Below are 18,052 nucleotides of genomic sequence, written 5' to 3' on the forward strand. Positions count from 1 at the left end.
GTTTGAGGACGAACTCGGCGCAGCCGGCGACTTTCCCGAGTCGAGAGCCGAGAGCCGACCCCGCCCGCCCTACCCGGCCAGGTACCGCACCTGATCCCACAGCGCCGGGTCGACGATCCCCGCCCGCCGCCGGAACTCCCACACCGGAACGTCCCGCAGCTCGTCCGTCTCCAGAAAGCTGGGCCGCCCGCGCGCGTCCCCGACCGACCCGGGCGGCAGCGGAATCACCCCGGGCCGCTCGTCGTGGTACTTGCTGGTGATCTTCGCGACGACCGCGCTCTCGCCCCGCACCGAAAGCACGAGACAGGGCCGGTCCTTCTCGCCGGGACCATCCTCGTACGGCACCCGCGCCCACCAGATCTCCGCCGGTTTCGGCGCCGGAAGCTGACGTCGCGGGCCGCGCGGCCGACCCGGCGGACGGGTGGCCCGGCCGCGGGGTCCGCGGTGGCCGCGACCCCAGCCGTCCACCACGGTGGCGACCACGGCGAGCACCACCACAGCGGCCAGGGCGAGCCACCACGACGTATCCATACCGCAGACGGTACCGGCGCGCACCCCGCCCCGCGCGCCCCCCGAACCGGTGACAGCGCAGGTGAGTTCTCCCACAACGGCCCTCGGCGGAGGAGCGACCGGCCCTTTTGCGCCTTACGCTCGACGGATTGAAGCACTCCGCGCAGAGCCTCTCGCAAGACTCTTCGCGAGCCCCGCAAGGCCCCCGCACAACCCCCGTTTCGCCTCCGGAGGTCTCCGCTCCATGAAGCTCACCGTCGTCGGCTGCTCGGGGTCGTTTCCGTCCGCGGACTCGGCCTGTTCGAGCTACCTCGTAGAGGCCGACGGCTTCCGGCTGCTGCTCGACATGGGCAATGGTGCCCTCGGCGAGCTGCAGCGCCATGTCGGTCTGTACGACCTGGACGCGATCTTTCTCAGTCATCTGCACGCCGACCACTGCATCGATATGTGCGCTTATTTCGTGGCGCGCTACTACCGGCACGAAGGCGGCCGCTGCGCCCCCATCCCGGTCTACGGGCCCGAGGGCACCGAACAGCGCCTGACCACGGCCTACGCAGACACCCCCTCGGCCTCCTCGATGAGCGAGGTCTTCGACTTCCACACCGTCAAGCCGGCCTCGTTCGACATCGGCCCGTTCTCCGTCCGTACGGAGAAGGTGTTCCACCCCGTCGAGGCGTACGGCATCCGCGTCGAGCACGGGGGCAGGTCCCTCACGTACTCGGGAGACACGGGCGTGTGCGGCGCGCTCGACGAACTGGCCGCCGGCACCGACCTGTTCCTGTGTGAGGCGGCCTTCACGCACGGCAAGGAGAACATCCCCGACCTGCACCTCAACGGCCGTGAGGCGGGCGAGTCCGCCCAGCGCGCGGGCGCCGCGCGCCTCCTCCTCACGCACATCCCGCCGTGGACGGACCCGCAGGTGAACCTGGCGGACGCGCGGGCGGCGTACGACGGCCCGGCGGAGCTCGCGAAGGCGGGCCGGACGTACGAGATCTAGCGCCTTGTGACACGGAAGAGCCCCGCACCGTTACGACGAACGGTGCGGGGCTCTTTCGATTCGTATGAGCCGTGCGGCTGGGGCTTACTTCGCCTCGGCCTTGAGGATCTCGGCGAGCTCCTCGTCGGACTCGCGGCCCGGCGTCGGGAGGTTCCACTTGGTGATCGCGAACCGGAAGATCACGTAGTAGACCGCGGCGAAGCAGAGGCCCACGAGGGCCAGGCCCCACGGGTTGTGCGCGATGCCGAGGTTGAGGAAGAAGTCGACCGCTCCCGCCGAGAAGCCGAAGCCGTCCTTCATGCCGAGCGCCCAGGTCAGCGCCATCGAGACACCGGTGAGCACCGCGTGGATCGCGTACAGGACCGGCGCGATGAACATGAACGTGAACTCGATCGGCTCGGTCACACCGGTCACGAAGGCGGTGAGCGCGAGCGAGAACATCATGCCGCCGACGACCTTGCGGCGCTCGGGACGGGCGCAGTGGACGATCGCGAGGCAGGCCGCGGGAAGGGCGAACATCATGATCGGGAAGAAGCCGGTCATGAACTGTCCGGCGGTCGGGTCACCGGCGAGGAAGCGGTTGATGTCGCCGCTCTTGCCCTCGTACGAGCCGGCCTGGAACCACGGGAAGGAGTTCAGGAGGTGGTGCATGCCGACCGGGATCAGCGCACGGTTGGCGACACCGAAGATGCCCGCGCCCACGGCGCCCGAACCGACCAGCCACTCACCGAAGTTGTGCAGACCCGTGCCGAGGATCGGCCAGATGTAGCCGAAGACGATGCCGAGGACCAGGCCCGCGAAGGCGGAGAGGATCGGCACGAGACGGCGGCCGCCGAAGAAGCCGGCCCAGTCGGGCAGCTTGGTCCGGTAGAACTTCTGGTAGAGCAGCGCCACGACGATGCCCATCACGACACCGCCGAGGACCTTGGCGTCCACCGGCGCTTCCGTCATGACTATCTTGCCGTCGACGACCGTCGCGATCTTGTCGAGGTTCGGGTCGGTGAACGTGCCGAGGACGTTCTTGAAGACGAGGTAGCCGGTGACGGCCGCGAGCGCCGTCGAGCCGTCGGACTTCTTGGCGAAGCCGATCGCGATGCCGACGGCGAACAGCAGCGCCATGTTGTCGAGGATCGCGTTGCCGCCCGCGGCCATGAAGGAGGCGATCTTGGTGATGAAGGCAGGGAAGGAGTCCCGGCCGAGCATGTCGGGGTTGCCGAGGCGGACGAGCAGGGCGCCTGCCGGCAGCACGGCGACCGGCAGCATGAGGCTGCGGCCGATGCGCTGCATGACAGCCATCACGCCGGCGCCCTTCTTCTTCTCCGCCGCGGGAGCGGAACTGGCCGTGGACACAACTTCCTCCAGTGGGCAAGGCGCCGCCTGGGGACATGGAAGTGGGGGACGGCGGCGTCTCCGGGGCCGCGGCGGACGGCCGCGTGGTCTACACCATTAAGTGGTGTAGACCTGTTGTAGCACGGTGAAGGTGACGTAAGGAACCCACGAGTTTTGTGGGGTCCGCCATAACGCGAAATAGACAGGGAAAGACCCCCGGACGATTTCGTCCGAGGGTCTTGCGGGGGGCCGTTCGGGGAGCTTCCGGTTGGCTGCGCGCCGGTCGGCGGCAGCGGCCCTGACGGCGGCTATGCCTTCGTCTGCTCCGCGTCCTGTGCTTCCGTTTCTTCCTCGGGTTCTCGTCCCGGGGTGTGCAGGTCGAACTTGCGGATCACGAAGCTGAACAGCACGTAGTACACGACGGCGAAGACCAACCCGATCGGGATGATCAGCCAGGGTTTGGTCGCCAGACTCCAGTTGATGACGTAGTCGATCAGCCCCGCCGAGAAGCTGAAGCCGTCCTTGACCCCCAGGGCCCACGTCACCGCCATCGAGACACCGGTGAGCACCGCGTGGATCGCGTACAGCGCGGGCGCGATGAAGAGGAACGAGTACTCGATCGGCTCGGTGATGCCGGTGACGAACGACGTCAGACCGACCGACAGCATCAGGCCGCCGACCACCTTGCGACGCTCCGGGCGGGCCGCGTGCGTGATCGCCAGGGCCGCAGCGGGGAGCGCGAACATCATGATCGGGAAGAAGCCCGACGTGAACTGACCGGCCGTCGGATCGCCCGCGAGGAACCGGTTGATGTCACCGTGCACGATCGTGCCGTCCGGCTTCTCGAAGTCGCCGAACTGGAACCAGACGAACGTGTTCAGGAACTGGTGCAGACCGATCGTGAGCAGCGCGCGGTTGGCCACGCCGAAGATTCCGGAGCCCAGCCAGCCGAGATCCACCAGCCACTTGGAGAAGCTGGTCAGCGCGTCGCCGACGGGCGGCCAGACCCACACGCACAGACCGGCGAAGACCAGGCCGACGAAGGCCATGATGATCGGCACGAGGCGGCGGCCGTTGAAGAAGCCGAGCCAGTCGACCAGCTTCACGCGGTGATAGCGCTGCCAGAACCACGCGGCGAGCAGACCCATCACGATGCCGCCGAAGACCCCCGGATTCTGGTACGCGGCCTGCGCCACCGTCCCGTCCTCCGCCACGCAGACGCCGCTCCACATTCCCGCGGCGCCGAAGGTGGTGTCGGCGGGGCAGTCGTCGGGGAAGGCGCGCAGCACGGCGTAGTAGACGAGGAACCCCGTGACCGCGGCGAGCGCCGTGGAGCCGTCCGACTTCTTGGCCATGCCGATCGCGACGCCGATGCAGAACAGCAGGGGCAGGCCGAGCGCGGAGTCCAGGAGCGAACCGCCCGCCGCTGCGAAGACCTTCGCGACGCTGTCCCAGCCGAGACCGTCGGCGCCGAAGACGTCCGGCTGGCCGAGGCGGTTGAGGATGCCCGCGGCGGGCAGGACGGCGATGGGGAGCTGAAGGCTGCGGCCCATCTTCTGCAGGCCCTGGAACAGCCCGTTCCACCACTTCTTCTGCGGCACCGCCGCGGCGTCGGTACTCATCGGCGTCCCCTCCGGAACAAGCCAGGTTTGGCGGTCGTTGGAAACTGGTGTAGACCAGTTGCGGAACGGGTGCGGTGCCGTCCCCCGGGGGATGGCATGAGGGATGGCACCTTGATCGTCATCATTGGGTACGAGTGCCATAACCGCCCGCGAAGATGCTCCAACCGTGCGTTACCGTGGCAAAGCGGACCTACGGTGTGGTGAGGCCGCGTCCTTTAAGAACAGGGAGAACACCATGGCCAGCAAGGCTGAGAAGATCGTCGCCGGGCTCGGCGGCATCGAGAACATCGAAGAGGTCGAGGGCTGCATCACCCGCCTCCGCACCGAGGTCAAGGACCCGGCACTGGTCGACGACGCCGCGCTGAAGGCCGCAGGCGCCCACGGCGTCGTCAAGATGGGCACCGCGATCCAGGTCGTCATCGGCACCGACGCCGACCCCATCGCGGCCGACATCGAAGACATGATGTGAGCAGCTGAACCCAACTGAGCGCACCCGCCGAGGGCCCCTGCCGATCACCGGTAAGGGCCCTCAGCCATGTGCCGATAGGGTCGGCCGCATGTCCTCCACGCCCCGCATCGACGGCCGCACCCCCGAACAGCTCCGCCCGATCACCATCGAGCGCGGCTGGAGCAAGCACGCCGAGGGCTCCGTCCTCATCTCCTTCGGCGACACCAAAGTCTTCTGCACCGCCTCCGTCACCGAAGGCGTCCCGCGCTGGCGCAAGGGCAGCGGCGAGGGCTGGGTGACCGCCGAGTACTCGATGCTGCCGCGCTCCACCAACACCCGCGGCGACCGCGAATCCGTACGCGGCAAGATCGGCGGCCGCACCCACGAGATCTCCCGCCTCATCGGCCGCTCCCTGCGCGCCGTCATCGACTACAAGGCGCTCGGCGAGAACACCATCGTCCTCGACTGCGACGTCCTCCAGGCCGACGGCGGCACCCGCACCGCCGCCATCACCGGCGCCTACGTGGCACTGGCCGACGCCGTCGCCTGGGCCCAGGGCAAGAAGCTCGTCAAGGCAGGACGCAAGCCGCTCACCGACACCGTCTCCGCCGTCTCCGTCGGCATCGTCGGCGGCGTACCCCTCCTCGACCTGCGCTACGAGGAAGACGTCAAGGCCGACACCGACATGAACGTCGTCTGCACCGGCGACGGCCGCTTCGTCGAGGTCCAGGGCACCGCCGAGGCCGAGCCCTTCGACCGCAAGGAGCTGAACGCGCTGCTCGACCTCGCGGTCGGCGGCTGCGAAGACCTGGCCCGCTTCCAGCGCGAGGCGCTCGAAGCGACCAAGTAGCCGGTTGGGGCAGCCGAGTAGCCGGTTGGGGCAGCCGACAGGCAACCATCGGCCCTCCACGAGCGTTCTAACGGATGCGGGCGCACGCGCAAAGCCGTGCGCCCGTACCAGCACCCGGGGAGGGATCCACGCATGGCCGCGCGCCACCGCCGTATTGCCATCGCCATCACGTCAGTTCTGATCGCCGTACCGGCGGGCATCGGCCTCGTCGGTTGCGACGCCGTCAACAAGGCACTCGACTGCGTCCAGACCGCGGACGCCATCGCCGACAGCGTCACCGACCTCCAGCAGGCCGTCGAGAACGCCGGTGACGACCCCACACAGGCGGACGAGGCACTCGACAAGATCGACAAGAACATCGACGAGATCGGCGACAAGACCGAGGACACCGACGTGAACAAGGCGGTCGACGACCTCGACAAGGCCGTCGACAACGTCCGCGACGCCGTCGACAAGGGGGACGCGACCCCCGACCTCAAGCCGATCGTGGACGCGACGAGCGAGCTGACCAAGGTCTGCACGCCGTAACTGATCCGGGGCTTGGATACTGGTGGGCATGACCCGCCTCATCCTCGCCACCCGCAACGCCGGCAAGATCACGGAACTCAAGGCGATCCTCGCCGACGCAGGCCTCACCCATGACCTCGTCGGCGCGGACGCCTACCCCGAGATCCCCGACGTCAGGGAAACAGGCGTCACCTTCGCCGAGAACGCCCTCCTCAAGGCCCACGCCCTCGCCAAGGCCACCGGCCTGCCCGCGGTCGCCGACGACTCCGGCCTCTGCGTCGACGTCCTCGGCGGAGCCCCCGGCATCTTCTCCGCCCGCTGGGCCGGCCGCCACGGAGACGACGCCGCGAACCTCGCCCTCCTCCTGGCCCAACTCGGCGACATCGACGCGGACGCCCACCGCGGCGCCCACTTCGCCTGCGCGGCAGCCCTCGCCCTCCCGGACGGCACGGAGAGGGTGGTGGAAGGCCAACTCCGGGGCGTACTGCGCCACACCCCCGCGGGCTCGGGCGGCTTCGGCTACGACCCGATCCTCCAGCCGGACGGCGAGACGCGCACGTGCGCGGAACTCTCCGCGGACGAGAAGAACGCGATCAGCCATCGGGGGAAGGCGTTTCGGGCGTTGGTTCCTGTGGTGCGGGAGCTGTTGGGCTGACGGGTACGCAAAAGGTCCGGCCTGCGGAATTCGCAGGCCGGACCTTTTAAGCGAAGGTGAGTGCGGCCTGAGGGATTCGAACCCTCACGGGATTTCTCCCATCGCACCCTAAATGCGAGGCGTCTGCCGTTCCGCCAAGGCCGCTAGCCGCCCGTCGTCGGGCGTGACGGGCGGCTGTAAGTGTACGGCGACCGGCTGCTATCCGGCGAGTGGCCCTGTCCCCTTCTGGCGGCACCACGTTTCTGTCAGCGAATGGCAGTTGGGGCACAAGTACCGAAGGTTCTCCCGCCGATTGTCGCGCCAGTCCCCGTTGACGTGGTCGATCTGCAAGGTGAGCGGCTGCGCCAGCCACTGACCGGTGCTGCCACACGGTTCACACAGGTACGGGACTCCCATCTCGGCCAGGGCACGGTGAAGCTTGGCCCTGTTGGTCCGCCCGGCATGGTCAGGCAGGACGACCAGCACCCGGTGGGCGATCGGAGAGGGCGCCGGGCGGTCCGGCTGCCCCCAGGCCCGGCGCTTGAAATGGCTGGTGTCGAGACCGAGGCGGGCTGCCGCGCGCCGAATGCGTCGGTGATTGGTGTCGTTGACCTCCATACCGAGGCCCCGCATCACATCGGCGTAACTCGTGGAGCTCTGTACAAGGTCACGGAGTTCATCCTCAGGGATCAGCGGTCGCCGGTGAGAGAAGTGCCCGGTGTCGATGTGTCGGGCGCGCAGCATGCGGCTCAACGTTGCGCGGGAGCGGCTGTCTTCCGGCACACCCAGTGAACGCGCCATGCCGCGCACACTGGTTGCTGCTGCGGCCGCTGTCCGCAGCTCCTCGGTAGTGAAGGGGAGGTCCAGTTCGGGCCGATCGATGCCGGGGAAGTGGCTGATGTCGATGCCGGCGGCGTCTATGCGGCGGCGGATGTGAGAGAGCGTCCCGGTGGCCGGCGTGGCACCCAGTTTCACTGCCACTTCGCGCAGCGAGGACGACGACGTGGCGGCGTCAGCAATGGCGGCGTCCGGATACTTGCGCCATGGACTGCGCTGGACGAAGTGGCTCGTGTCGAGTCCGAGACCGATCACCTTCTCCTGCAGCACGCGTCGTTGCCCGCCGCTCATCGTGAGGCCGAGGCGCCGCATCAGGTCAGTCCAGTTGCGAGCCTCGGCAACGGCCGGCTTCAGCCGATCCTTGCTGTACGGATCCGGCATTGTTCCCCCTCCGCCTCCGGCCACCCGTTGCAGCCTCGTACGGGCTAACGAACCGTTTATCGGACAGTCACGCCCGAAATGCGGAACGGCCCGCCTCACTTGTACGTGGGGCGGGCCGTTCCGGACCGGAGAGGGGGGAGGGGTCAGAAGCGCGGGGTGGGGGCCGCTGCCTCGACCATCTCCGCCGCTTCCTCCTTCGTTCCCACCGACGGGGGCGAGCCGTCCAAAGGCTTCTGGGCCGTTTCCTTCATGCAGGCCACCGCGATGACGCCTACCAGGGCCGCTGCCATCGAGTAGTAGGCAGGGATCATGTCCGTGCCCGTGATGCTGATCAGGGACGTGATGACCAGGGGAGCCGTGCCGCCGAAGAGGGAGGCGGAGAGGTTGTAGCCGACTGACAGGGAGCCGTAGCGGACCGACGTCGGGAACAGGGCCGGGAGCGTCGCCGACATGGTGCCGAGGAGGCAGACCAGGGACAGGCCAAGGAGGAGCATGCCGCCGGAGACCGCGATCAGGCTGCCCTGCTTGATCAGGAGGAACGCCGGGATGGACAGGACCAGGAAGCTGACCATGCCCGTCATCAGGAGCGGCTTGCGGCCGAAGCGGTCGGAGAGCTTGCCCACCTGGGTGATGATCAGCATCAGGATCACCATCGTGCCGATGAGGATCAGCAGGCCGTGCGAGTCGTCGTAGCCGAGCTCGTCGGAGAGGTACGTCGGCATGTACGACAGGAGCATGTAGTCGGTGACGTTGTACGCGCCCACCAGGGCGATGCAGAGGATCAGCGTCGGCCAGTAGTTGGTGAAGATCTTCGCCAGGTCGCCCTTCGCCGTGGTTTCCACGGTGGACGCGCCCTCGGACGCCGAGTGGAAGGTGGCGTCCTCCATCTTCTGGAACGCGGGCGTCTCGTCGAGCTTCAGACGGAGATAGAGGCCGACGAGGCCGAGCGGCCCTGCGACGAGGAATGGCAGGCGCCAGCCCCACGACTCCATGGCGTCCGAGCCGAGCGCGGTGTTCAGGATGAGGACGAGGCCCGCCGCGCCGACGTAGCCGGCGAGGGTTCCCATCTCCAGGAAGCTGCCGAAGTAGCCGCGGCGCTTGTCGGGGGCGTACTCGGCGATGAAGGTCGAGGCGCCGCCGTACTCGCCGCCCGTGGAGAAGCCCTGCACGAGCCGGAAGAAGATCAGCAGGACCGGGGCCCAGAAGCCGATCGTGGCGTAGGACGGGATGAGTCCGATGGCGAGGGTGCCGATCGCCATCATGATCATCGTCAGGGCGAGGACCTTCTTGCGGCCGATCTTGTCACCCATCGGGCCGAAGACCATGCCGCCGATGGGGCGTACCAGGAACGACACCGCGAAGGTGGCGAAGGACGAGATCAGCTGGACCGTGTCGTTCCCGGAAGGGAAGAAGACGTGGCCGATGGTGACGGCCAGGTAGCTGTAGATGCCGAAGTCGAACCACTCCATGGCATTTCCGAGCGAGGCCGCTTTGACCGCCCGCTTGACCGCCGCATCGTCCGTGACCGTGATGTCCGTGCGTCGCAGCGGCGGATCCTTGCGGCGTTTGGCGGCTCGGAAGAGGGTGCGGTGGCGCTTCACAGCCTCGGTATCGGCCTCTGCCTCGTCGTGGGCCGCCATGGGTTGTCCTTCCGTTCTGCGAATAATCCTCCTGGCATCACTTGCTCGATCCGCGCCGACGCAAACGAAAGCCCCCTTCAAGGGGGCTTTCGTCACACTCGGGGAGGGGCAGACGCCCCGGGCAGAAGATCCTCAGATGCCCAGGTCCTTGATGATTTTTGCTACGTGGCCCGTCGCCTTGACGTTGTAGAAGGCGTGCTCGACCTTGCCCGTCTCGTCCACGACGACCGTGGAGCGGATGACGCCGGTGACGGTCTTGCCGTACAGCTTCTTCTCGCCGAAGGCGCCGTACGCCTCCAGGGTCTCCTTGGACGGGTCGCCGACCAGCGTGACCTTGAGGTTCTCCTGCTCGCGGAACTTCGCCAGCTTCTCCGGCTTATCGGGGGACACGCCGATGACGTCGTATCCCGCGGAGGCGAGCACGTCGAGGTTGTCCGTGAAGTCGCAGGCCTGCTTGGTGCAGCCGGGGGTAAGCGCTGCCGGGTAGAAGTAGACGATGACCTTGCGGCCCTTGTGGTCGGCCAGGGAGACCTCGTTGCCGTCCGCGTCCGGCAGGGTGAATGCCGGGGCCGTGTCGCCGGGGGTGAGTCGCTCGCTCATCTTTGGGTCTCCTCGCACAGGATGCTGCGTAAGCAGGATGCTCGTAAAACATGTGGTGACGGAGTCGAGCGTAATAGGGGTGCCGTGGGGTGCGGCGGGCGTGGAGCTGACAGACTGTCGGCGATACGTACAGAAGGCACGGACAGAACAGACGGCCGGTCGGAACAGACGGCCGGACAGCAGACAGCCGGACACGACCACGGAGGCAGCGCGGTGGCGGACACGTCGGACACCAGGACCCCGGCGCAGATCGAGGCGGACATCAAGCGCCGTCGCGTGACGCTCGCCGAGACGCTCGACGAGATCGGGGTGCGGGTCCACCCGAAGACGATCGTCGGTGACGCGAAGGCCAAGGTCGTCGCGAGTGTGGACAACTCCCTCGGCCGGGCGTACGTCGGCGCCAACCGCGTCGTCTCCGACGTGCGGTCCCAGCTGGTGACCGAGGACGGTGCGCCGCGTCTGGAGCGCGTCGTGCCGGTGGCGCTGGTGGTCGTGGGTCTCGTGGGGCTGCTCGCGGTGAGTTCGCGGCGCCGCAAGAGCTGACCGGGGCGCCGCTGATACCGGCCCGGCACCGTACGAAGGATCGACCCGGCATCGTACGGGCGCGCCGTGGACAGGTAGGTTCGGGGCGTGAGCGCCAAAAGCCAGGGACACAGCCCGCACGACGACAAGTTGCCCATCCGGATGCTGCACGACCGCGTGCTCGTGCGGCAGGACACCGCCGAGGGCGAGCGCAAGTCGGGCGGCGGCATCCTGATCCCCGCGACCGCCGCCGTCGGCAGGCGTCTTGCCTGGGCCGAGGTGGTCGCCGTCGGGCAGAACGTGCGGGCGGTCGAGCCGGGTGACCGGGTCCTCTACGACCCGGAGGACCGGGCCGAGGTGGAGGTGCGGGGCGTGTCGTACGTGCTGATGCGCGAGCGCGATCTGCATGCCGTGGCCGCCGACCGCTTCGAGGGCTCCGAGGATTCGACCGGGCTGTACCTGTAGCGCCGGAGAGCGTACGCAAGGGTCGGTGACCATCGTCACCAGCCCTTTTGCGCTGTCTTTGCTACCTTTGAAGGACCCCGACGAGACGCGCCGTACCGGGTTTCCGCAAAGACGACGCACCCCCATTCAAGTGACGCGATCTCGCGTCTCTACGTGTCGGAGGTGCCGTCGTGGCCTGGGTTCTGTTGATCGTCGCCGGTCTGCTCGAAGTGGGCTGGTCGATCGGGATGAAGTACACCGAGGGGTTCACCCGGCTGTGGCCGAGCGTGTTCACGGGCCTCGGGATCGTCGCGAGCATGATGCTGCTCTCCCACGCCGCCAAGACGCTGCCGATCGGTACGGCGTACGGCGTGTGGGTCGGTATCGGCGCTGCCGGTGCGGCGGTGCTCGGCATGGTGATCCTGGGTGAGCCGGTCACCGCCGCCCGGATCTTCTTCGTCGTGCTGCTGCTCGTCGCCGTGGTGGGTCTGAAGGCGACTTCGGGTCACTAGCCGCGCCGGGTGTCGCCGAAGGGCTCTCAGTACGCCGGGCTGCCGTTGCTCTGTCTTCTGTAGGTCGCCCCGTTGTCCGGGAAGCCGCCCACGGCGCCTTCGGCGACGCCCGTTCCGCCGTCCGCGGTGGCCCCGCCGTCCGTCTGGCCGCCCTGGGCGGCTCCCGGGTCGGTGGGGATGCCTCCGTCGGTCGCTCCGCCGTCGACGGTGGCGCCGCCGTCGGTGGTCGGGCCCTGGGTCTGCCCCTGGTCCTGGCCCTGCGTCTGGCCCTGGTCCTGGCCTTGGGTCTGGCCCTGGTCCTGGCCTTGGGTCTGGCCCTGGTCCTGGCCCTGGGTCTGGCCCTCGTCCAGGCCCGGTGTCTCGCCGCCGGTGGCCGCGCCGCCGGTCGCCGGGTCCTCCTCGGTGGCCGAGGGGTCCGGGAGCTCCGGTACGTCCGCGCCCTCCTCCACCTCCAGGTCGAAGTCCTGGATCGGCTCGTCCTGGAGGGCCTCCCTGGTGAACTGCGCCCAGATCTGGGCCGGGAAGGCGCCGCCGTTGATGCGGGGCTGGCCGAGCGCCCCGTACAGCGGGGTGTGCGCGCCGGTGTCCGGGTTCTGGCCCATCACGGAGACGACCGTGGCGAGTTCGGGGGTGTAGCCCGCGAACCAGGCCGCCTTGTCCTCCTCCGCGGTGCCGGTCTTGCCCGCCGCCGGGCGGCCCGCGGCCTGTGCGGCCGTGCCGGTGCCGCCGTCGACGACGCTCTGCAGGATGGACGTGGTGGTGTCGGCGGCCTCACGGCTGACGGCCTGCGCGGTCTTCGGCTCCGGCAGTTCGATCTCCTGGCCGTCCTTGGTGACCTTCTCGACCATCGTGTACGTGGGGTGCTTGCCGTGGTTGGCGAGCGTCGCGTACGCCTCCGTCATGTCCAGGACGGAGGCCGTGGAGGGGCCGAGCGCGATGGACGGGGACGCGGTGAGGTCGGGGGTGCTCGACGGGACGCCGAGGTCGACCGCGGTGTCCTTGACCTTGTCCGAGCCGACGTCGACGGCCATCTGCGCGTAGACCGAGTTGACGGACTTGTCGGTGGCGGTGCTGACGGTGATGTCGCCGTAGTTGACGTCGTCCTCGTTCTCGGGGGCGTACGTTCCGCCGTCCCAGCCCTGCACCGGGCGCTTGTTGGTGCCGTCGTAGATCGTGTTCGGGGTGATCGTGCGGCCGTCCTGGGTGACCGAGCCGTTCTCCACGGCCGAGGTGAAGACGAACGGCTTGAAGGTGGAGCCCACTTGGTAGTCGCGGCGTGTGGCGTTGTTGACGTACTGCTTGGTGTAGTCGATGCCGCCGTACATCGCGACGACCTTGCCGGTCTTGGGGTCGATCGAGGCGCCGCCCGCGCGCACGTTGCGGTCGACCTTGCGGGCCTTCTTGTCGACCTTGGACATCACCTGGTCGTCGACGGCCGTCTTGAAGGCGTCCTGGCGGTCCTTCTGGAGGGTGGTGGTGATGCGGTAGCCGCCCTTGGCCAGAGTGTCCTCGTCGACGATCTTGTTGGACGTCAGATAGTCCTCGACGGCCTGCACGAGATAGCCGCGCTGCCCGGAGAGGCCCGACGCGCCCTTGGCCTCCTTCGGGGCGGGGAATTTGGCCTTCGCCCGTTCGGAGGCGCTGAGCCACCCCTCCTTGACCATGCCGTCCAGGACGTAGTTCCAGCGGCCCAGGGCGCGCTGCTTGTTCTCCGGGTGGGTCGCCACGTCGTACGCGTTGGGGGAGTTGAGGAGCGTCGCCAGATAGGCGCCCTGCGAGGTGTTGAGATCCTTCACGTTCTTGCCGAAGTACGCCTGGGCCGCGGCCTGCACGCCGTACGCGTTGCGTCCGAAGTAGCTGGTGTTGAGGTACCCGGCGAGGATGTCGTCCTTGCTCACCTCGCGGTCCAGCTTGATGGAGATGAAGAATTCCTTGGCCTTGCGGGTGACCGTCTGCTCCTGGCCGAGGTAGTAGTTCTTCACGAACTGCTGGGTGATGGTCGAACCGGACTGCTTGCCCTTGCCGGTGACGGTGTTGTACGCGGCGCGGATCATCGCCTTGGGGTCGACCGCGGACTCGCTGTAGAAGTCCCGGTCCTCGGCGGCGAGCGCGGCGTGCTGGACCTCCTTGGGGATCTGGCTCAGCGGTACGTTCTCGCGGTTGACCTCGCCGTCGCGGGCCAGCTGGGTGCCGTCGGCGTAGAGATAGACGTTGCTCTGCGCGGTGGCCGCCGTGTTGGCCGCCGGGATGTCGACGATCAGGTAGCCCGCGGCGAAGCCGCCGACGCAGAGCAGGATCAGCAGGATGAAGCCGCCGAGCACCATGCGCCAGGTGGGGAAGATCCGTCGCCAGCCCTTGCGTTTGGGGCGCTTCTTCTTGCCCTTCTTGCCGGTGCCGTCGGCGCCGTCGGTGCCGGTCGCGCCTTGTGCGGCGCCGTCCGGGGCTCCGGCCGTGTTCGCCGGTGTGCCGGACGGGGGAGCGGCCGGTGTGCCGGCCGGGGGGTCCACGGGTTCGCGGGGCGCCCAGCCCTCGGGCTCTTTGCCGCCCGGCTGCTGTGGCTCGTCGCTGCTGCTCATGTCTCGTGGAACTCCCGGTTCGCGTCGTACGTCACGTACGCCTCGTACGACCCATTGCACACTGTCGCTTCATGCGTTCCCTGCCAGGCACGCGCCGTGCGCCGAAAATGCCTGGCACGAGCGGTGACGACCGCACTAGGCTCCGTCCCTTTGGCCCGGACCGGGCACGGCTTTCGGCGTAGCTCGTCGAAGCTTTCGTCAAAGCTCTCGTTAAAGGGGATGCGTGTGCGTACAGGACGGTTCCGCTTATACGCGGCCGTCGCCCGAAGCGGCTTCAGGCGGTACGCGACCTACCGGACGGCCACCCTGGCGGGGGTGTTCACCAACACCGTCTTCGGACTGATCCTCGCCTACACCTACATCGCCCTGTGGGACGAGCGGCCGGGGCTCGGCGGATACGACCAGGCCCAGGCGTTGACGTTCGTCTGGCTGGGGCAGGCGCTGCTCACGGTGATGGCGCTGATGGGCGGCGGGTTCGAGGGCGAGCTGATCGAGCGGATCCGTACCGGGGACATCGCCGTCGACCTCTACCGGCCCGCCGACCTGCAGATCTGGTGGCTGGCGACCGACCTGGGCCGGGCCCTGTTCCAGCTGCTCGGGCGCGGTGTCGTGCCGATGGTGGTCGGCGCCCTCGTCTTCGACCTGGCCCTGCCCAGCGAACCGGGGCGCTGGCTCGCGTTCCTGCTCGCCGTGTTCCTGGGCGCCCTGGTGAGCTTCTCGATCCGCTTCCTGGTGGCGCTCTCCGCGTTCTGGCTGATGGACGGCGCGGGCACCACCCAGGTGGCGATGCTCGCGGGCACCTTCTTCTCCGGGATGCTGCTGCCGCTGAACGTCTTTCCGGGGGCGCTCGGCGAGCTGGCCCGCGCGCTGCCCTGGTCGGCGCTGCTCCAGGTGCCCGCCGACGTGTTCCTCGGCAAGCACACGGGCGTGGACCTGCTGTGGACGTACGCCTTCCAGCTCGGCTGGGCGGCGGCGCTGCTCACGGCCGGGCGGCTGCTGCAGGCCGTGGCCACGCGACGGGTGGTGGTCCAGGGTGGATGACGACAAGGAGGCACGGGCCCCAATGGCGAGGGCGCGACACGGGCTCACGCAGGTGCGGGAAGGGCTTCGGGCCTACCGGCTGATCTCCGGCATGTGGATCCGTTCCCTGATGGCCTACCGCCTGTCGTTCGTGATGACCGCGTTCGGGAACCTTGCCGTGACGGCGTTCGACTTCGTGGCGATCCTGCTGATGTTCTCGCAGGTGGACCGGCTCGGCGGCTACTCGCTCTCCGAGATCGCCTTCCTCTACGGCGCCACCTGCACGTCGTTCGGATTCGCCGACCTCGCCCTGGGCTCCATGGACCGCCTCGGCAAGCGGGTGCGCGACGGCACGCTCGACACGCTCCTGGTGCGGCCCGCCCCGGTGATCGCCCAGGTCGCCGCCGACCGCTTCGGCCTGCACCGGCTCGGGCGCGTGACGCAGGGCGCGCTGGTCCTCGCGTACTCGCTCGTGGTCCTGGACATCGACTGGACCCCGCTGAAGGTCCTGATGGTCCCGCTGATGCTGCTGTGCGGCGCGGGCATCTTCGCGGCCGTGTTCGTGGCGGGCGCGGCCTTCCAGTTCCTGGCGCAGGACGCGGCCGAGGTGCAGAACGCCTTCACGTACGGCGGCACCACGCTGCTCCAGTTCCCGCCGACCGTCTTCGCCAAGGACCTGGTGCGCGGCGCCACCTTCATCCTGCCGCTGGCCTTCGTGAACTGGATTCCGGCGCTGTACGTCCTCGGGCGGCCCTATCCGCTCGACCTGCCGGCGTGGACGGCGTTCACACCGCCGCTCGTGGCCGCCGTCCTTCTCGCACTCGCGGGCCTCGCCTGGCGCACGGGCCTGCGTTCGTACCGCAGCACAGGGAGCTGAACCGCCATGGAACCTTCAGGACCGGACCTCATCGAACTCGACGGCGTCGAGAAGGTCTTCGACGTACGCAAGAAGACCGGCTTCATGCGGCGCGAGAAGCACGAGGTGCGTGCCGTCGACGGCATCAGCTTCACCGTGCCGCGCGGCGAGATGGTCGGCTACATCGGGCCGAACGGCGCGGGCAAGTCGACGACGATCAAGATGCTGACGGGCATCCTGACGCCGAGCGGCGGCCGGCTGCGGGTCGCCGGGATCGACCCCTCCCGCGAGCGCACCCGCCTGGCACGGCGCATCGGCGTGGTCTTCGGCCAGCGCACCACCCTGTGGTGGGACCTGCCGCTGATCGACTCGTACCGCCTGATGCACCGCATGTACCGGATCCCGGACGCCCGCTTCAAGGAGAACCTCGACCGCTGCGTCGAACTCCTGGAGCTGGCCGAGCTGTTGGACGTCCCGGTGCGCCAGCTCTCGCTCGGCCAGCGGATGCGCGGGGACATCGCCGCGGCGCTGCTCCATGATCCGGAGGTGCTCTACCTGGACGAGCCGACGATCGGCCTCGACGTGATCAGCAAGGCCAAAGTGCGCGGATTCCTGCGGGACTTGAACGCGGAGTCGGGCACGACGGTCCTGCTCACCACGCACGACCTGACCGACATCGAGCAGCTCTGCAAGCGCGTGATGGTCATCGACCACGGCCGCCTGATGTACGACGGCGCCCTTGCCGGTCTGCACGAGGTGGGGGAGAGCGAGCGGACCCTGGTCGTGGACCTGGAGCGCGAACTTCCGCCCATCGAGGTGGAGTCGGCGCGGGTGGTGAAGGTGGAGGGCCCGCGTCAGTGGCTCGCCTTCCCCGCGGCGGAGTCGGCAGCTCCGCTTGTCGCCCGGGTCGCCGAGCGGTATCCGATGGTCGATCTCTCGGTCAGGGAACCCGACATCGAGGCGGTCATCGCCAAGATGTACGCGGACAAGACGACCTCGTAGGCTGCTCGTATGACCGACGAGCAGCCGCATCTCCCCGATCTCAGAGCCGCCGACGCGGACCGCGAGCGCGTCGCCGAACGACTCCGTGACGCGGTGGCCGAGGGCCGTCTCGACATGGAGGAGTTCGAGGAGCGCCTGGACGCGACGTACAAGGCCCGTACGTACGGCGAGCTTGAGCCGATCACGCGGGACCTGCCCTCGGTGGGCGCCAAGGTGTCCATGGTGAAGGGCCCGGTGAGCGACGATCCCGCCGCCATCGACTGGTCCGAGCGGATGGTGAGCGGCGAACCGACGTCGAAGCTCGGCTTCGCCTTCTGGGGCGGTTTCAGCCGCAAGGGCGGCTGGGTGGTCGGCCGGCAGTTCGACGGGATCGCGATCTGGGGCGGCGGCGAGATCGACCTGCGCGAGGCGCGGTTCACGGAGCGCGACGTGGAGATCCGCTGCTGGACCCTCATGGGCGGCATGCAGGTCACCGTGCCGCCCGAGATGACCGTCGTGGTCAAGGGCTTCGGCTTCATGGGCGGCTTCGACGACAAGGCGACCGGCGAGGGCAGCCCCGGCTCGCCCCGCGTGGTCGTCAAGGGCTTCGCCCTGATGGGCGGCGTCGGCGTGGAGCGCAAGATCCGCCGGGCCGAGAAGCTCCGGCTGAAGGAGGAGCGGCGCCGCGAGCGTCTTGAGAGGCGCGAGGAGCGGCGCGAGATCCAGATGCGCAAGCGCGAGGAGCGGGGCTGAGGGACGGGGCTGAGAGGCGCGCTCCTGCTTGAA

19 protein-coding genes, 1 tRNA gene and 1 riboswitch are annotated in these 18,052 nt (G+C 68.5%); of the genes, 12 read left to right on the forward strand and 8 right to left on the reverse strand.

The window, feature by feature from the left end:
• Positions 1 to 69: 69 nt before the first annotated feature.
• A complete protein-coding gene (locus ACWFR3_RS29240) occupies positions 70 to 531 on the reverse strand; it encodes a type II toxin-antitoxin system PemK/MazF family toxin (protein WP_453737643.1) in 462 nt (153 codons plus the stop codon).
• A gap of 223 nt (positions 532 to 754) precedes the next feature.
• Here ACWFR3_RS29240 and ACWFR3_RS29245 point away from each other — a divergent pair, with 223 nt between their 5' ends.
• The gene (locus tag ACWFR3_RS29245; protein WP_453737644.1) at positions 755 to 1,507 is read left to right on the forward strand and encodes an MBL fold metallo-hydrolase; all 753 of its coding nucleotides are present in this window, start codon (positions 755 to 757) and stop codon (positions 1,505 to 1,507) included.
• Between the two features lie 84 nt (positions 1,508 to 1,591).
• Here ACWFR3_RS29245 and ACWFR3_RS29250 read toward each other — a convergent pair whose 3' ends face one another.
• Both ACWFR3_RS29250 and ACWFR3_RS29255 read right to left on the reverse strand, forming a co-directional pair.
• The gene (locus ACWFR3_RS29250; RefSeq protein WP_453737645.1) at positions 1,592 to 2,857 is read right to left on the reverse strand and encodes a PTS transporter subunit EIIC; all 1,266 of its coding nucleotides are present in this window, start codon (positions 2,855 to 2,857) and stop codon (positions 1,592 to 1,594) included.
• Positions 2,858 to 3,144: 287 nt separating this feature from the next.
• Complete coding sequence (locus ACWFR3_RS29255) at positions 3,145 to 4,458, reverse strand: PTS transporter subunit EIIC (RefSeq protein WP_453737646.1); 1,314 nt, start codon at positions 4,456 to 4,458, stop codon at positions 3,145 to 3,147.
• Between the two features lie 235 nt (positions 4,459 to 4,693).
• Here ACWFR3_RS29255 and ACWFR3_RS29260 point away from each other — a divergent pair, with 235 nt between their 5' ends.
• The 4 genes from ACWFR3_RS29260 to rdgB all read left to right on the forward strand — a co-directional run bounded on the left by ACWFR3_RS29260 (position 4,694) and on the right by rdgB (position 6,918).
• Positions 4,694 to 4,927 (forward strand): glucose PTS transporter subunit EIIB, encoded by a 234-nt coding sequence (locus tag ACWFR3_RS29260; protein ID WP_453737647.1) that lies wholly within the window; start codon positions 4,694 to 4,696, stop codon positions 4,925 to 4,927.
• An 88-nt stretch (positions 4,928 to 5,015) separates the two neighbouring features.
• Positions 5,016 to 5,756 carry a ribonuclease PH gene (gene rph / locus ACWFR3_RS29265; protein WP_453737648.1) on the forward strand — a complete coding sequence of 247 codons (741 nt, stop codon included), beginning with the start codon at positions 5,016 to 5,018 and terminating at the stop codon, positions 5,754 to 5,756.
• Positions 5,757 to 5,888: 132 nt separating this feature from the next.
• Complete coding sequence (locus tag ACWFR3_RS29270) at positions 5,889 to 6,284, forward strand: hypothetical protein (protein WP_453737649.1); 396 nt, start codon at positions 5,889 to 5,891, stop codon at positions 6,282 to 6,284.
• Between the two features lie 28 nt (positions 6,285 to 6,312).
• Entirely contained in the window at positions 6,313 to 6,918 is a 606-nt protein-coding gene (rdgB, locus tag ACWFR3_RS29275; RefSeq protein WP_453737650.1) for an RdgB/HAM1 family non-canonical purine NTP pyrophosphatase, read from the forward strand.
• A 61-nt stretch (positions 6,919 to 6,979) separates the two neighbouring features.
• Here rdgB and ACWFR3_RS29280 read toward each other — a convergent pair.
• From ACWFR3_RS29280 to bcp, 4 genes are all read right to left on the reverse strand, one after another.
• Positions 6,980 to 7,062: transfer RNA gene (locus ACWFR3_RS29280), tRNA-Leu, on the reverse strand.
• A gap of 54 nt (positions 7,063 to 7,116) precedes the next feature.
• Positions 7,117 to 8,115 (reverse strand): HNH endonuclease signature motif containing protein, encoded by a 999-nt coding sequence (locus tag ACWFR3_RS29285; RefSeq protein ID WP_453737651.1) that lies wholly within the window; start codon positions 8,113 to 8,115, stop codon positions 7,117 to 7,119.
• Between the two features lie 143 nt (positions 8,116 to 8,258).
• Positions 8,259 to 9,755 carry a glycine betaine/L-proline transporter ProP gene (proP, locus tag ACWFR3_RS29290; protein WP_453737652.1) on the reverse strand — a complete coding sequence of 499 codons (1,497 nt, stop codon included), beginning with the start codon at positions 9,753 to 9,755 and terminating at the stop codon, positions 8,259 to 8,261.
• Between the two features lie 132 nt (positions 9,756 to 9,887).
• On the reverse strand, positions 9,888 to 10,355 hold the full coding sequence (gene bcp, locus ACWFR3_RS29295) for a thioredoxin-dependent thiol peroxidase (protein ID WP_361387710.1): 468 nt from the start codon (positions 10,353 to 10,355) through the stop codon (positions 9,888 to 9,890).
• Between the two features lie 213 nt (positions 10,356 to 10,568).
• Here bcp and ACWFR3_RS29300 point away from each other — a divergent pair, with 213 nt between their 5' ends.
• The 3 genes from ACWFR3_RS29300 to ACWFR3_RS29310 all read left to right on the forward strand — a co-directional run bounded on the left by ACWFR3_RS29300 (position 10,569) and on the right by ACWFR3_RS29310 (position 11,833).
• Positions 10,569 to 10,898: a DUF3618 domain-containing protein gene (locus ACWFR3_RS29300; RefSeq protein ID WP_453737653.1), complete on the forward strand. Its 330-nt coding sequence runs from the start codon at positions 10,569 to 10,571 to the stop codon at positions 10,896 to 10,898.
• A gap of 87 nt (positions 10,899 to 10,985) precedes the next feature.
• Entirely contained in the window at positions 10,986 to 11,342 is a 357-nt protein-coding gene (locus ACWFR3_RS29305; protein ID WP_397709576.1) for a GroES family chaperonin, read from the forward strand.
• Positions 11,343 to 11,393: 51 nt separating this feature from the next.
• Positions 11,394 to 11,463, forward strand: a riboswitch (guanidine-III (ykkC-III) riboswitch).
• Positions 11,464 to 11,512: 49 nt separating this feature from the next.
• Entirely contained in the window at positions 11,513 to 11,833 is a 321-nt protein-coding gene (locus ACWFR3_RS29310) for a DMT family transporter (RefSeq protein ID WP_361186622.1), read from the forward strand.
• Positions 11,834 to 11,859: 26 nt separating this feature from the next.
• On the opposite strand, the gene ACWFR3_RS29315 is transcribed toward ACWFR3_RS29310, so the two are convergent.
• Positions 11,860 to 14,409 (reverse strand): transglycosylase domain-containing protein, encoded by a 2,550-nt coding sequence (locus ACWFR3_RS29315; RefSeq protein WP_453737654.1) that lies wholly within the window; start codon positions 14,407 to 14,409, stop codon positions 11,860 to 11,862.
• 219 nt (positions 14,410 to 14,628) lie between these two features.
• Between ACWFR3_RS29315 and ACWFR3_RS29320 the strand changes: the two genes are divergently transcribed.
• Genes ACWFR3_RS29320 through ACWFR3_RS29335 form a run of 4 tightly spaced genes read left to right on the forward strand, consistent with a single transcriptional unit; the run spans position 14,629 to position 18,019 of the window.
• Positions 14,629 to 15,450 carry an ABC transporter permease gene (locus ACWFR3_RS29320; RefSeq protein ID WP_453737655.1) on the forward strand — a complete coding sequence of 274 codons (822 nt, stop codon included), beginning with the start codon at positions 14,629 to 14,631 and terminating at the stop codon, positions 15,448 to 15,450.
• A 22-nt stretch (positions 15,451 to 15,472) separates the two neighbouring features.
• Positions 15,473 to 16,306, forward strand: a complete 834-nt coding sequence (locus tag ACWFR3_RS29325) for an ABC transporter permease (protein ID WP_453737656.1) — start codon at positions 15,473 to 15,475, stop codon at positions 16,304 to 16,306.
• A 6-nt stretch (positions 16,307 to 16,312) separates the two neighbouring features.
• Positions 16,313 to 17,287 (forward strand): ABC transporter ATP-binding protein, encoded by a 975-nt coding sequence (locus ACWFR3_RS29330; RefSeq protein ID WP_453737657.1) that lies wholly within the window; start codon positions 16,313 to 16,315, stop codon positions 17,285 to 17,287.
• A gap of 9 nt (positions 17,288 to 17,296) precedes the next feature.
• A complete protein-coding gene (locus ACWFR3_RS29335; RefSeq protein WP_453737658.1) occupies positions 17,297 to 18,019 on the forward strand; it encodes a DUF1707 SHOCT-like domain-containing protein in 723 nt (240 codons plus the stop codon).
• Positions 18,020 to 18,052: the final 33 nt, after the last annotated feature.

It is taken from the genome of Streptomyces sp. NPDC055189, from assembly GCF_053606765.1.

What these genes read in the sequence shown, in the direction of transcription:
- ACWFR3_RS29240 (WP_453737643.1), bottom strand. Translation starts at nt 531, where the DNA reads ATGGATACGTCGTGGTGGCTCGCCCTGGCCGCTGTGGTGGTGCTCGCC.
- ACWFR3_RS29245 (WP_453737644.1), top strand. Translation starts at nt 755, where the DNA reads ATGAAGCTCACCGTCGTCGGCTGCTCGGGGTCGTTTCCGTCCGCGGAC.
- ACWFR3_RS29255 (WP_453737646.1), bottom strand. Translation starts at nt 4,458, where the DNA reads ATGAGTACCGACGCCGCGGCGGTGCCGCAGAAGAAGTGGTGGAACGGG.
- ACWFR3_RS29260 (WP_453737647.1), top strand. Translation starts at nt 4,694, where the DNA reads ATGGCCAGCAAGGCTGAGAAGATCGTCGCCGGGCTCGGCGGCATCGAG.
- rph (WP_453737648.1), top strand. Translation starts at nt 5,016, where the DNA reads ATGTCCTCCACGCCCCGCATCGACGGCCGCACCCCCGAACAGCTCCGC.
- ACWFR3_RS29270 (WP_453737649.1), top strand. Translation starts at nt 5,889, where the DNA reads ATGGCCGCGCGCCACCGCCGTATTGCCATCGCCATCACGTCAGTTCTG.
- rdgB (WP_453737650.1), top strand. Translation starts at nt 6,313, where the DNA reads ATGACCCGCCTCATCCTCGCCACCCGCAACGCCGGCAAGATCACGGAA.
- ACWFR3_RS29285 (WP_453737651.1), bottom strand. Translation starts at nt 8,115, where the DNA reads ATGCCGGATCCGTACAGCAAGGATCGGCTGAAGCCGGCCGTTGCCGAG.
- proP (WP_453737652.1), bottom strand. Translation starts at nt 9,755, where the DNA reads ATGGCGGCCCACGACGAGGCAGAGGCCGATACCGAGGCTGTGAAGCGC.
- bcp (WP_361387710.1), bottom strand. Translation starts at nt 10,355, where the DNA reads ATGAGCGAGCGACTCACCCCCGGCGACACGGCCCCGGCATTCACCCTG.
- ACWFR3_RS29315 (WP_453737654.1), bottom strand. Translation starts at nt 14,409, where the DNA reads ATGAGCAGCAGCGACGAGCCACAGCAGCCGGGCGGCAAAGAGCCCGAG.
- ACWFR3_RS29320 (WP_453737655.1), top strand. Translation starts at nt 14,629, where the DNA reads ATGCGTGTGCGTACAGGACGGTTCCGCTTATACGCGGCCGTCGCCCGA.
- ACWFR3_RS29325 (WP_453737656.1), top strand. Translation starts at nt 15,473, where the DNA reads ATGGCGAGGGCGCGACACGGGCTCACGCAGGTGCGGGAAGGGCTTCGG.
- ACWFR3_RS29330 (WP_453737657.1), top strand. Translation starts at nt 16,313, where the DNA reads ATGGAACCTTCAGGACCGGACCTCATCGAACTCGACGGCGTCGAGAAG.
- ACWFR3_RS29335 (WP_453737658.1), top strand. Translation starts at nt 17,297, where the DNA reads ATGACCGACGAGCAGCCGCATCTCCCCGATCTCAGAGCCGCCGACGCG.